The sequence below is a fragment of the Streptomyces zingiberis genome, from assembly GCF_012034935.1.
GTDB lineage: Bacteria > Actinomycetota > Actinomycetes > Streptomycetales > Streptomycetaceae > Streptomyces > Streptomyces zingiberis.
On the sequence record NZ_JAATEN010000003.1, the window covers coordinates 389,561 to 401,798 of the forward strand.

A 12,238-nucleotide genomic window follows, 5' to 3' on the forward strand; every position below is an offset into this window, starting at 1 on the left:
GTCCCGGTCGCGTGCCAGGTGTCTCGCACCGTCACCGAGTCGCGGGGAACCAGGCAGAAGCGCGCCATTCCGGACCGGGTGCGGGGGAATCCCCGTCCGATCCGGGGTGTCCGGATCGCTTCACCGTGGTGAACCGGGGGCGGTCTTTGGTGTTGCCGCCCATGACCCCGACGGAACCAGCCTGGAGGAGGCTAGAGTTCCCTATGCGTTCCCATGCCTCGACTGCCGCATCCAGTGATGACGCTGCGGCGTCTCCAAAGGCCCTCTCGCCGTGCGGGGGCAGGCCGGCGCACCGTCTCGAATCGACCTCCGAGTCGGGCCCCGGGCGCCACCACGGTTCGGCCCCGGTGTCGCTGTCGCTGTCGATCAGTGAACTCGCTCACCGGTGCCAGGTGAGCACGCGGTCACTGCGGTACTACGAGGAGCAAGGCCTCCTGTTCCCGTCGCGCAACGCCGTGGGACACCGCAGGTACCAGGCACAAGACGCCGAATGTGTCGGGTTCATCCAGTGTCTGTACGGCGCGGGCCTGCCGAGCGACCTGATCCGTACGGTGGTCCAGGAGTGGAAACTCCCCGGCTCCGCGCCCCGGATCGAGGCTCTCCTGCGTACGCGGCACGCCGAACTCTCACGAGAAGCGGAAGAACTGCATTCCAAGCTGACGGGCCTGGAAGCCGTACTGAACGCGGTGACCGGCAGCAGCTGACTTGCCCTTCACGCCGGTGTCAACGTCTACCTTCCCGGTGAAGGCCCCGACAGGGCCCCAGGAAAGGCAGGCAGATGAGCAACTACATGCTGGCGCAGCTCCAGCTGAAGTACGGTTTCGCGAATCTGGCGCGCTACGAAGCCGCCATGGTGACCATCCGTGAATTCTTCGCATCGCAGGGCATCTCGCTGGTCGCCGGCACGGTGACGCAGGTCGGACCGCTGTACGAAGCGTTCAACCTGTGGGAGATCGAGGACCAGGGCCACCTGGAGCGCGCACTCGGTGGCCTGACGCTCAGCGATCCCCGCGCCCTGGAGGCCATGGGCGAGCTGGATGCCACGGTGGAACACGAACAGACGCGATTTCTCGGCTCACTCGCGTTCGCGGGGAGCCCGAACACTGCGTGAGCCTTCGGGCTGATCGGCTCTCAGCGGTGCCCGCAAACAGGGATGACTGATCTCTTCGGGGTGTTGTCAGGTGGTGAGCCGGCCGTAGCCGAAGTCCTCGGCGAGTGCGTCCAGCCCGATGCGGATGAGCTGACGGTGCAGACCGCCCACTACGCAGCGGCCGCCGCGGGTGAGAGTTCCGGGAAACGGGCCTGCCGGGCCACGCGTACCGGGGTCGGCAGGAACAGCTCGTTCCAGCACCGGCGCGGCAGGCCGGCGTCCAGGTGCGCCCGCAGGTCCGCCGAGGACTGGGCCTCGCGGATCACCCGCTCGTACAGAAGGAGCAGGTCGGCCTCATCGGCAAGGTCGTACTCGTGGTGCGGGCCCCAGTCGATGTGCCGAGGCAGGGTCACGGTGCCCGTGGTGGGTCCGGCCAGTTCCCCCGGTGACTCCGGAACGGCGTAGGTCCTCGTGGCGGCGTACCTGCTCATGTCTCCAGCATGCGTAAGACGCCGGCTCGCGGTGGGGTCCGTCCTGGCATCGCCCTGAGTCCTGGGCAGGAGGTTCGGCAGAACTCCTGATCGAAAGCTGGTCGGGGCAGTCGCCCGGGCCCCGCCGTCAGCGCCGGCGGGGCCCGGGCCGGGCCGGGAATCAGGCGTTCAGGTAGGCCGCGAGGTGTTCGCCGGTCAGGGTGGAGCGGCCGGCCGCCAGGTCGGCGGGGGTGCCCTCGAAGACGACGCGGCCGCCGTCGTGCCCCGCGCCGGGGCCGAGGTCGACGATCCAGTCGGCGTGCGCCATGACCGCCTGGTGGTGCTCGACGACGATCACGGAGACGCCGGAGTCGACGAGCCGGTCGAGCATGCCGAGCAGCTGTTCGACATCGGCGAGGTGAAGGCCGGCGGTCGGCTCGTCGAGTACGTATACGGGGCCGGGGCCGGTCCCCTTCCCGGCGCCGGAGGACGGCCGGGCCGGGGGCGGCGGGAGGGTGGCCAGCTTGAGCCGCTGGCGCTCGCCGCCGGAGAGCGTGGTGAGCGGCTGGCCGAGGGTGAGATATCCGAGCCCGACGTCCACGAGCCGGTCGAGGGTCTGGAGCAGCGCCTTGGGCTGTCCGGCGCGCGACGAGGAGGCGGGCGCCCCCGCCGGGCCACCGCCCGCCGGGCCACCGCCGAAGAACTCCCGGGCCTCCGTCACCGGCATCGCGAGCACCTCGCTGATGTCACGGCCGTCGAGGCGGTACTCCAGCACCTCCGGCCGGAACCGCTTCCCCTCGCACTCCTCGCAGGTGACGGCGGTGTCCGCGAGCATCCCCAGGTCGGTGAAGACGACACCGGCGCCGTTGCACTCGGGGCAGGCGCCCTCGGAGTTGGCGGAGAACAGGGCGGGCTTCACCCCGTTGGCCTTGGCGAAGACCTTGCGGATCGGGTCGAGCAGGCCGGTGTACGTCGCCGGGTTGCTCCGCCGCGAGCCGCGGATGGGGCTCTGGTCGATCGCCACCACACCCGCGCCGGCCGGCAGCGACGCGTGCACGAGCGAACTCTTGCCCGAACCGGCGACCCCGGTGACGACCGTCAGCACCCCGAGGGGGAGGTCCACGTCGACGCCGCGCAGGTTGTGCGCCGTCGCGCCCCGGATCTCCAGCCGGCCGGTGGGCTCACGCACCGTCTCCTTGAGGGGGGTCCGGTCGCCGAGGTGGCGGCCGGTGACGGTGGCGCTCCGCCGCAGCTCCGCCACCGTGCCCTCGAAGCAGACGGTGCCGCCCGCCGTCCCCGCGCCCGGGCCGAGGTCGACGACGTGGTCGGCGATCGCGATCGTCTCCGGCTCGTGCTCCACCACGAGCACCGTGTTGCCCTTGTCCCGCAGCCGCAGCAGCAGGGCGTTCATCCGCTGGATGTCGTGCGAGTGCAGACCGGTGGTGGGCTCGTCGAAGACGTAGGTGACGTCGGTGAGCGCGGAGCCGAGGTGGCGGACCATCTTGACGCGCTGCGCCTCGCCGCCCGACAGCGTGCCCGAGGAGCGGTCGAGGGAGAGGTAGCCGAGCCCGATCTCCACGAACGAGTCGAGGGTCCCGCCGAGCGCGGTGAGCAGCGGCGCCACCGAGGCGTGCCCGCCGTCCCCCGGTGCGGCGGTGGACCCGCCGAGCCCGCCCACCCAGGCGGCCAGGTCGCTGATCTGCATCGCGCAGGCGTCGGCGATGCTCACCCCGTCGATCCGCGAGGACCGGGCCGCCTCCGCCAGCCGGGTGCCGCCGCACTCGGGGCAGGCGGTGAAGGTGACCGCGCGGTCCACGAACGCGCGGATGTGCGGCTGCATCGCCTCCCGGTCCTTGGCGAGGAAGGACTTCCGGATCTTCGGGATCAGCCCCTCGTAGGTGAGGTTGACGCCCTCGACCTTCACCTTGGTCGGCTCCCGGTGGAGGAAGTCGCGCATCTCCCGCTCGGTGAAGTCCCTGATCGGCTTCTCCGGGTCGACGAAGCCGGACTCCGCGTACACGCGTACGGTCCAGAAGCTGTCCGACTTCCAGCCGGGGATGGTGAACGCGCCCTCGGCGATGGACTTGGAGTCGTCGTAGAGCTGGGTCAGGTCGATGTCGGAGACCTGGCCGCGGCCCTCGCAGCGGGGACACATGCCGCCGGTGCGGGTGAAGGTCTGCTTCACCGTCTTCCGGTCACCGCGTTCGACGGTGACCGCGCCGCTCGCCCGGACGGAGGGCACGTTGAAGGCGTACGCGGAGGGCGGGCCGATGTGCGGGCGGCCGAGGCGGCTGAAGAGGACGCGGAGCATCGCGCCCGCGTCCGTGGCGGTGCCGACGGTGGAGCGGGGGTCGGCGCCCATGCGCCGCTGGTCCACGACGATCGCGCTGGTCAGCCCGTCGAGCACGTCGACCTCGGGGCGACCCCGCGTCTCCATGAAACCCTGGAGGAAGGCGCTGTAGGTCTCGTTGACCAGCCGCTGCGACTCCGCGGCGATCGTGTCGAAGACCAGCGAACTCTTGCCCGAGCCGGAGACCCCGGTGAACACCGTCAGCCTCCGCTTCGGGAGCTCGACGGTGACGTCCTGGAGATTGTTCTCGCGCGCCCCGTGCACGCGGATCATCGCGTGGCTGTCGGCGACGTGCGGCGTGGCGCGCCGGGCGCCCGGGTCCTGGCCTGGACCGGCGTCCGTTCCTGTGGCCGCGACCGCGTCCGCGTCCGTGTCCGCGCTGCCGAGGTCCGAGTTCATCGTGTGCTGTCTCCCGTCGTCCGTGGCCCGCCGTGCGGCGCCTGTCACCCGTCGTGCGGGGTCGCCCTGCGGGCCCCGCCGCGGTGCCGGCCGGCGGCGGCCGGCCGGCACCGCCCCGCCTCACTCCCCGCGGCGCTGGGCGAAGCGGAGCATGTTGCCCGCCGGGTCGCGGAAGGCACAGTCGCGGACCCCGTACGGCTGGTCGATCGGCTCCTGCAACACGTCGGCCCCGGAGTCCCGGATGTGCTCGAAGGTGGCGTCGCAGTCGTCGGTGGAGAAGATCACTCCGCGCAGCATGCCCTTGGCCAGCAGCTCGGCCATGACGCGCCGGTCCTCGGGGGAGGCGTTGGGGTTCGCCAGCGGCGGCTCGAGCACGATCTCCACATCGGGCTGCGCCGGCGGGCCGACCGTCACCCAGCGCATCCCCTCGAAGCCGACGTCGTTGCGTACCTCCAGGCCGAGCACGTCCCCGTAGAAGGCGAGCGCCTTGTCGTGGTCGTCCACGGCGATGAAGCAGGAAGAGAGTCTGATGTCCATGCGGGTCACGCTACGGGCGGGGTGTGCGCGGCGCTTCTCCGTTCCTGACCGTTTCGGCTCGCGGCGGATCCCGCCCCCACCACCCGGCTCCCCGCCCCGGCCACGTCCCTCCCCCGGACCGCCCCGGCCCCTTTCTCCTTCCGTGCCGTCCCGGTCCCCTGCCCCTTCCTGGCCGTCCCGGCCCCCTGCCCCTTCCTGGCCTCCCCGGCGGAGCCTCCGTTCCTGACCGGCCGCGTGTAGAGCTTGGCGACACAGGCCGGGATGGCCGCGCCCTCCTCGTGCGGGCGGGCCCGGTACGCGCTCGGGCTCTCGCCCACCAGTTCGGTGAAGCGCGAGCTGAAGGACCCCAGGGACGTACACCCCACGGCGAAGCAGACCTCCGTCACCGACAGGTCACCGCGGCGCAGCAGGGCCTTGGCGCGCTCGATCCGGCGCGTCATCAGGTAGCTGTACGGCGTCTCGCCGAAGGCGGCGCGGAAGCTGCGGGAGAAGTGGCCCGCGGACATGTGCGCGGCGCGGGCCAGCGCGGGGACGTCGAGCGGCTCGGCGTAGTCGCGGTCCATCGCGTCACGCGCCCGGCGGAGCCGGACCAGGTCCGAGAGGTTCACGTGCCCAGCTTCCCACGCACCACGGACACGGCCCTCGGGCCTGGAGCAGGCGTTCCGGCCCCGAGTGCGCAACTCCAGCAAGCATCCCGCTTGCAATAGTTAGCAATCGGATGCAGCATGGGGCCATGGCTTCACTCAAGGTCGGCAATCTCGGGGAGTTCCTGCGGGAACAGCGGCGCGGTGCGCGGCTGTCGCTGCGGCAGCTCTCCGAGGCCGCCGGGGTGTCCAACCCGTACCTCAGCCAGATCGAGCGCGGGCTGCGCAAGCCGAGCGCGGAGATCCTTCAGCAGCTCGCCAAGGCGCTGCGGATCTCCGCCGAGACGCTGTACGTGCAGGCCGGCATCCTCGACGAGCGGGACCGGGACGAGGCCGAGGTCAAGAGCGCGATCATGACCGACCCGTCGATCACCGAGCGCCAGAAGCAGGTGCTCATCCAGATCTACGAGTCCTTCCGCAAGGAGAACGGGCACACCGCCGACACCGAGGGCGTCACCGGGCACACCGCGCCGGGCCCCGGTGACGGAGCCGGGAGCGGCGCCGTCCCCGACATACGTGACGCACAGGACACCCCCGCCACGCCACCGTCCGTCCCCGCGCCCGGAGCCGCGTCCGCGGCGGAAGCGGCCGGTCCCCCGGCCCGGGGCGGGAACGACGGCGGCGAAGCCACCCGACGAGCACACTGATCCACCGACCGGGAGGAACCGGCCATGGCCACCACCGACGAACTCCGCAAGACCCTCAAGGACCCGACCCCCCTCTACGCCGCCGTCGGCACGGCCGACCTCGCCGCCGAGAAGCTCCGTGAGCTGCCGGCGCTGGTCGAGCGGCTGCGCGCGGAGGCCCCCGAGCGCTTCGCCGGCGTGCGGAAGACCGACCCGAAGGCGGTGCAGGAGCGGTTCGCGCGGCAGGCCAAGGAGGCCCAGAGCACCGTGCAGACCAAGGTGACGGAGGTGCTCGGCACCCTCGACACCGACATCAAGAAGTTCCGCGAGTCGGCGCAGACCCTCGCGCTCCAGGGCGTCGGCCGGGCCGCCGAGTACGCGGTCAAGGCCCGCGAGACCTACGACGTGCTGGCCGAGCGCGGCCGGGGCACCGTCCAGACCTGGCGTGGTGACGCCGCCGAGCAGGTCACGGACATCGCCATCGCGGTCGAGCCGGAGCCGGCCGCCGCGCCCGCCGGGGCCGCGGCGAAGAGTGGACCGGCGGCCTCCACCGCGACCGCCACGAAGGCCGAGGCGGCGCCCGCCGCCAAGCCGGCCGCGCGGAAGAGCACGGGCCGCAAGGCCCCGGCCGGGAAGTCGGCGCCCAAGTCCGCCGAGTGATCGCAGGACGGACTGCGGGGTCCGGAGCCCCCCTTCCGGGTTCCGGGCCGGGAGAGCGGACCGGGCGCACGGGCCGGGCATAACCGGCGTGCCCGGTCCGTTCTCCTTATACGGTGGCGGCGACGGCGCCGATACCATCGGCCGTCGGGTACGGCAGCGGTGCGGTGACGCCGGCCGCTCCGTCCGGCGGGACCGACGTGACGCGACGCAACCGACGTGACCGATGAGACTGGGTGGTGTACGGCGTGCTGGTACAGGGCTTCCACAACATTCTGAGCTTCCTCTACCTGGGGATCCTCCTCTTCACGGCGTTCGCCTTCATCGACGCCGTGATCCGGCGCGAGGACGCCTTCCGCGCCGCCGACAAGCAGACGAAGCCGTTCTGGCTGATCATCCTGGGCATAGCGCTGGTGGTGAACGTCCTGCCGCTGGGCCTGTTCTTCCTCACGATCATCGGGCTGATCGCAGCGATCGTGTACGTCGTCGACGTGCGGCCCGCGGTCAAGGCCGTCACCGGTGGCGGCGGCGGTGGCCGCGGCCGGCGGGGCAGCAGCTCGGACGGCCCCTACGGCCCGTTCAACGGCGGCCGCTGACCGGACCCCGGTACGTAAGACCTGCCCGCCCCCCGTCCTCCGCCCGCACGGCCCCCCTCGGCGCTCTCCGCCGAGGGGGGCCGTGGCGCGTCGGGGGCCGGCCGTGGCGCGTCCGGGCCCAGGCGCGGGGGCGCCGGTGGCTCCCCCCGGGGCCCGTCCCGGGCAGACGATCACAGAAACGAAGGGCAAGTCGGCCGGGCCGCGGCTCAGGGCCGTCCCCGCTCCCGGTCCCGGTCCAGCAGCAGGACCGCCACGTCGTCCGTCAGCTCCCCGCCGTTGAGCTCCCGCACCTCGGCCATCGCCGCGTCCAGCAGCTCCTCGCCGTCCAGCCCGCGGCCCCGCAGGGCGTTGATCACCTCGGTCATGCCCTCCTGGCCGAGGCGTCGCCGTCCCTCCCCGACCCGGCCCTCGATCAGCCCGTCGGTGTACATCATCAGGCTCCACACCCCGCCCAGCTCCACCTGACGGCGCGGCCAGCGGGCGCGCGTGAGCACCCCCAGCGCCGGTCCGCCGCTCTCGGCCGGGAGGAGCCTGGTCGGCTGCCCGTCCCGGGCCACCAGGGGCGCCGGGTGCCCGGCGAGGCAGAGCCCGGCGCGGCGGCCGTCGGGCGCGATGTCGACGGTGCAGAGCGTCGCGAAGATCTCCTCGCTGGGACGCTCGTTCTCCAGCACCTTCTGCAAGGTCGAGAGGAGCTGGTCGCCGCAGAGCCCGGCGAGGGTCAGCGAGCGCCACGCGATCCGCAGCAGCACCCCGAGCGCGGCCTCGTCCGGGCCGTGGCCGCACACGTCACCGATCATGGCGTGCACGGTGCCGTCGGGCGTGCGCACGGTGTCGTAGAAGTCGCCGCCGAGCAGGGCGCGGCTGCGGCCGGGCCGGTACCGGGCGGCGAACCGCAGCTCCGAGCCCTCCAGCAGCGGCTTGGGCAGCAGCCCGCGCTCCAGCCGCCGGTTCTCCTGGCCCCGCAGCCGCGACTCGGTGAGCTGGCGCTGCGCGGCGTCGGCCCGCTTGCGCTCGACGGCGTAGCGGATGGCCCGGCCGAGGACGCGGCCGTCCAGCTCGTCCCGGAAGAGGTAGTCCTGCGCGCCGACGCGGACGGCCTCGGCGCCGCGCTCCGCGTCCGCCTGCCGGGTGAGGACGAGCACGGCGTGGCCGGGGGCGAGCCGCAGCACCTGGCGGAGGGTGTCCAGCTCCTCGCCCGCGTGCCGGACGTCCAGGGCGAGGTCGAGGAGGATGCAGTCCACGTCGTCGGTGAGCAGCCGCTCGGCCTCGGTGAGGTTGCGGGCGGTGCGGAGGCGGACGCGGCGCCCGCCGGTGTCGAGCCGGTCCGGTACCGAGAACGCCTCTTCCGGGTCGTCCTCGATGACCAGCAGCGTGAGCGGCCCGGGCGCTTCCGGCGGCCGGGAGGGCCCGGGCCGCGAGTCCGGGGCGGCACCGGGGGCGGGGACGGCCGGACGGCCCGATCCGGTGGCCGGGGCGGCCGGGGTGGCGGTGGCCCGGGTCTCCCCCGCGGCCAGGGTGTCTCCCTGCCGAGGCGCGGGTACAGGCATCGCTCTGCTCCTTCCCTCCCCCCGGAGGCAAAGACGACCGCCGATCGGCACGCCGCCAGGCCCGCACCCGCCGGACGAGCCGGCGGCCAGGTGTATGGGGCACTGTGAGGCGACGATAGCGGGGCGCCGGGGCGGAGCGGAATGCCGGGCGACCACCGCATGAGGGCATGTCCCGGGCGCATGGGGCGTTCTGGGCGGGGACACGGCCCAGGGGGGATGAGAAACGTCACGCTCCGCGGTCACCCGGGCGGACGCCTGCCCAGGGGACGGCACGGAGCGGAAGCCCCCCGGCCGCCTCCGCGGCTCCGGGGTTTCCGCGTGCCGGTAGCCCGCGCTCCCGGAACTCCAGGTGTCGTCCGCGCGGCGGTCCGGCTCCGGGATCGTGTAGTCGGCCGCGTCCGGGTCACGTCAGCTCCCTGGCCGCTCGCGGCGCGACGGCTCGTCCGGCCGCTACGGCTTCCCGGGCCCGTCCCCGCCCTTCTCCGCCGGGCCGTCCTCCCCCGGATCGGGCCGCACCACGCCGAGGATGCGCATCGAGCCGGCCCCGGCGAGGGTGATCTGCCGCCCGGGCCGCGGCGCGTGGACGATCTCGCCCCGGCCGACGTACATGCCGACGTGGCTGGCGTCGGAGTGGTAGACGATGAGGTCGCCGGGGCGCATGTCGGCGATCCGCACCCGGGTCAGCCGCTTCCACTGCTCCTGGGAGGTGCGCGGGATGGGCCGGTCCGCGGCGGCCCAGGCCTGGGAGGTCAGCCCGGAGCAGTCGAACGTCCGCGGGCCCTCGGCGCCCCACTCGTAGTCCTTGCCGAGCTGCCGGGTGGCGTAGGCGATGGCCTTCCTGCCGCGCGCGGAGGCCCGGGCGTCGATCTCGTCCAGCACCCCGGACTCCAGCCACTCGGCCTGCGCCTTCCGCGCCTCCTCCGCTTCCAGCTCGCGCAGCCGCTCCAGCTCCTCGGCCTGGAGCCGGGACTCCAGTTTCTCGGCGGCCGCGATCCTCGCCTCGATCTCCTTCTTGGCCGTGGCCCGCTTCTTCTGCTGGGTGCGGAGCCGGCTCAGCTCCTCGTCCGCCGACTCGGCGTAGCCGTCGAGCCGCCGCTGGGTGGCGGCCAGACCGGCGATGAGGTCCCGCTGCGCCTGCTGTCCCTTGCGGGCGACGTCCGCGTCGTGCAGGAAGTCCTCGGAGCCGCCTTCCAGGAGCAGCCGCATCGTGTCGGGCATCCCGCCGCCCCGGTAGTGGGCGCGGGCCATCGCGCCCGCCTGGGCCCGCAGCTCCGTCATCCGCTCCCCGGCGGCGGTGGCGCGCTTCTCGATGCGGTCCAGCTTCTTCCGCTGTTCCGCCGTCTTCTCGCGGGCCGCGTTGTAGTCGTCCGTGGCCGAGGTCGCTTTGCGGTAGAGGCCCTCGATGCGCCGGTGCAGCTCCTCCAGCCGGCGGTCCTGCGCCGGGTCCGGCTCGGCGGGGGCGGCCAGGGCGGTCCCCGGGGTCAGCAGGACCCCCACCGCGCACACCACCGCCGTAGCCGTCACGATCATCCGCTGCCGCCCCACCGGCCCACCTCCGCCTCGTCCGTGCACCCGCACACCTGTCCGTTCCGGGGCGTCCGCGCCGGTGGCGGGCCCCGTACGAGGCCCGCCGCGGTCACCCGGGCCGGCCCGTCCTCACCCCGGTCCTCGCGCTCCGGGCGCGGGTCCACGTACGAACGGCCCCCGCGCGGCGCGGCCGGCACACGCCGCACGGGCCGAACCCCGGTCCCGCGAACGCCCTTGGCCCAGATGACGTCCCCCGAGCCGGGATGGTGCCACGGACCGGTGGATCACGACAGAGGTGGGCCGGTTCGCGACATTGCGCGCCGGCGCGCCCGCGGTACGGAAGGAGCGCGCGCCGGGGCGTTCCGTCACCCTGCCCGCCCCGCCCGTCACGTGCGGTGTTTCCCGCCGCACCGGGCCGTCGCGAGTCGCCGCACTGACAGTCGAGGTTCACCCCTCGTTCACCCGTGCCGGTCGGTGGATTCACCTGATCTACCTAATTTCAGCCTTACCGGCAGGCGCGTGCCCGCCGGAGAACGCAGAACCACCGACGCTTCGCCGGCCGCCGGCGGGCCCCAGGAAGGAACAGTCAAGGTGAAGCTTCAGCGCAGGAACGCCCGCGGTCTGCGGGCCGTCACCCTCGGCGCGGCCGCCGTCTCCACGGCCCTGCTCCTCACCGCGTGCGGCTCGGACGACAACACCCAGCAGGGCGGCGCGGACACCACCAAGGCCGCCGGCAACATCAAGTGCGGTGGCGAGGGCAAGCTGCTCGCCTCGGGCTCCTCGGCGCAGAAGAACGCCATGGACCTGTGGATCAAGAACTACATGGCCGCCTGTCCGGATGTGCAGATCAACTACAACCCGATCGGCTCCGGCGGTGGCATCACCCAGTTCAACCAGGGGACCACCGCCTTCGCCGGCTCCGACTCCGCCCTCAAGGAGGACGAGGTCGAGGCGTCGAAGAAGATCTGCAAGGACGGCCAGGGCATCAACCTGCCGCTGGTCGGCGGCCCGGTCGCCGTGAGCTACAACCTCTCCGGCGTGGACGACCTGGTGCTGGACGCGCCCACCCTCGCCAAGATCTTCGACTCGAAGATCAAGAAGTGGGACGACCCGGCGATCAAGAAGCTCAACCCGGACGCCGAGCTGCCGTCCACCGACATCCAGGCGTTCCACCGCTCGGACGAGTCGGGCACCACGCAGAACCTCGGCAAGTACCTGGGTGCCGCGGCCGAGAAGGACTGGAGTTACGTGGCGGAGAAGTCCTGGCCCGCCAAGGGCGGCCAGTCCGCGAGCGGCTCCTCCGGCGTCGCCGCGCAGGTCAAGCAGGTCGAGGGGGCCATCGGTTACTTCGAGCTCTCCTACGCCACCAGCAACGACCTCAACTCGGTGAAGCTCGACACCGGCGCCGCCGAGCCCGTCGAGGCCACGTCCGAGAACGCCTCCAAGGCCATCGCCGCGGCCAAGGTCGTGGGCGAGGGCGACGACCTCGCCCTGGAGCTGGACTACACGACCAAGGCCGACGGCGCCTACCCGATCATCCTCGTCACCTACGAGATCGCCTGTGACAAGGGGAACAAGGCCGAGACGCTGGAGGCCATGAAGTCCTTCCTGACCTACGCGGCCGGCGAGGACGGCCAGAAGATCCTCTCCGACGAGGGCTACGCCCCGGTCCCCGACGAGATCGCCCAGAAGGTCCGTGAGGTCATCCCGACCCTCTCCTGATCCCGGCCCGGCCGGCGGGCCCCGCCTCGCGCGGGGGCCCGCCACCTCCGGGCCTCCCATCCGGTGCACCGCC

The 12,238-nt window shown here is 72.8% G+C and carries 11 protein-coding genes and 1 pseudogene; 6 read left to right on the forward strand and 6 right to left on the reverse strand.

Going from position 1 to position 12,238, the window contains the following annotated elements:
• Positions 1 to 203 precede the first annotated feature (203 nt).
• Both HCK00_RS05890 and HCK00_RS05895 read left to right on the forward strand, forming a co-directional pair.
• A complete protein-coding gene (locus HCK00_RS05890; protein ID WP_375781921.1) occupies positions 204 to 704 on the forward strand; it encodes a MerR family transcriptional regulator in 501 nt (166 codons plus the stop codon).
• A 74-nt stretch (positions 705 to 778) separates the two neighbouring features.
• The gene (locus HCK00_RS05895) at positions 779 to 1,111 is read left to right on the forward strand and encodes an NIPSNAP family protein (RefSeq protein ID WP_168100654.1); all 333 of its coding nucleotides are present in this window, start codon (positions 779 to 781) and stop codon (positions 1,109 to 1,111) included.
• Positions 1,112 to 1,260: 149 nt separating this feature from the next.
• On the opposite strand, the gene HCK00_RS05900 is transcribed toward HCK00_RS05895, so the two are convergent.
• The 4 genes and pseudogenes from HCK00_RS05900 to HCK00_RS05915 all read right to left on the reverse strand — a co-directional run.
• The gene (locus HCK00_RS05900) at positions 1,261 to 1,581 is read right to left on the reverse strand and encodes a hypothetical protein (protein ID WP_168100655.1); all 321 of its coding nucleotides are present in this window, start codon (positions 1,579 to 1,581) and stop codon (positions 1,261 to 1,263) included.
• A 160-nt stretch (positions 1,582 to 1,741) separates the two neighbouring features.
• Positions 1,742 to 4,183 carry an excinuclease ABC subunit UvrA gene (locus tag HCK00_RS05905; protein ID WP_168100731.1) on the reverse strand — a complete coding sequence of 814 codons (2,442 nt, stop codon included), beginning with the start codon at positions 4,181 to 4,183 and terminating at the stop codon, positions 1,742 to 1,744.
• Between the two features lie 246 nt (positions 4,184 to 4,429).
• On the reverse strand, positions 4,430 to 4,846 hold the full coding sequence (locus HCK00_RS05910; RefSeq protein ID WP_168100656.1) for a VOC family protein: 417 nt from the start codon (positions 4,844 to 4,846) through the stop codon (positions 4,430 to 4,432).
• 203 nt (positions 4,847 to 5,049) lie between these two features.
• A pseudogene (locus tag HCK00_RS05915) lies at positions 5,050 to 5,454 on the reverse strand (helix-turn-helix domain-containing protein); the annotation flags it as partial.
• Positions 5,455 to 5,579: 125 nt separating this feature from the next.
• On the opposite strand from HCK00_RS05915, the gene HCK00_RS05920 reads away from it, so the two are divergent.
• The 3 genes from HCK00_RS05920 to HCK00_RS05930 all read left to right on the forward strand — a co-directional run bounded on the left by HCK00_RS05920 (position 5,580) and on the right by HCK00_RS05930 (position 7,369).
• Positions 5,580 to 6,137, forward strand: coding sequence for a helix-turn-helix domain-containing protein (locus HCK00_RS05920; RefSeq protein WP_168100657.1), 558 nt, complete (start codon positions 5,580 to 5,582; stop codon positions 6,135 to 6,137).
• A gap of 24 nt (positions 6,138 to 6,161) precedes the next feature.
• Positions 6,162 to 6,776: a hypothetical protein gene (locus tag HCK00_RS05925; protein ID WP_168100658.1), complete on the forward strand. Its 615-nt coding sequence runs from the start codon at positions 6,162 to 6,164 to the stop codon at positions 6,774 to 6,776.
• 233 nt (positions 6,777 to 7,009) lie between these two features.
• On the forward strand, positions 7,010 to 7,369 hold the full coding sequence (locus tag HCK00_RS05930; RefSeq protein ID WP_311765167.1) for a DUF2516 family protein: 360 nt from the start codon (positions 7,010 to 7,012) through the stop codon (positions 7,367 to 7,369).
• Positions 7,370 to 7,575: 206 nt separating this feature from the next.
• Here HCK00_RS05930 and HCK00_RS05935 read toward each other — a convergent pair whose 3' ends face one another.
• Both HCK00_RS05935 and HCK00_RS05940 read right to left on the reverse strand, forming a co-directional pair.
• Positions 7,576 to 8,916: a PP2C family protein-serine/threonine phosphatase gene (locus HCK00_RS05935; protein WP_168100659.1), complete on the reverse strand. Its 1,341-nt coding sequence runs from the start codon at positions 8,914 to 8,916 to the stop codon at positions 7,576 to 7,578.
• Positions 8,917 to 9,366: 450 nt separating this feature from the next.
• Entirely contained in the window at positions 9,367 to 10,446 is a 1,080-nt protein-coding gene (locus HCK00_RS05940) for a C40 family peptidase (protein WP_168100660.1), read from the reverse strand.
• 588 nt (positions 10,447 to 11,034) lie between these two features.
• On the opposite strand from HCK00_RS05940, the gene pstS reads away from it, so the two are divergent.
• A complete protein-coding gene (pstS, locus tag HCK00_RS05945) occupies positions 11,035 to 12,165 on the forward strand; it encodes a phosphate ABC transporter substrate-binding protein PstS (protein WP_168100661.1) in 1,131 nt (376 codons plus the stop codon).
• Positions 12,166 to 12,238: the final 73 nt, after the last annotated feature.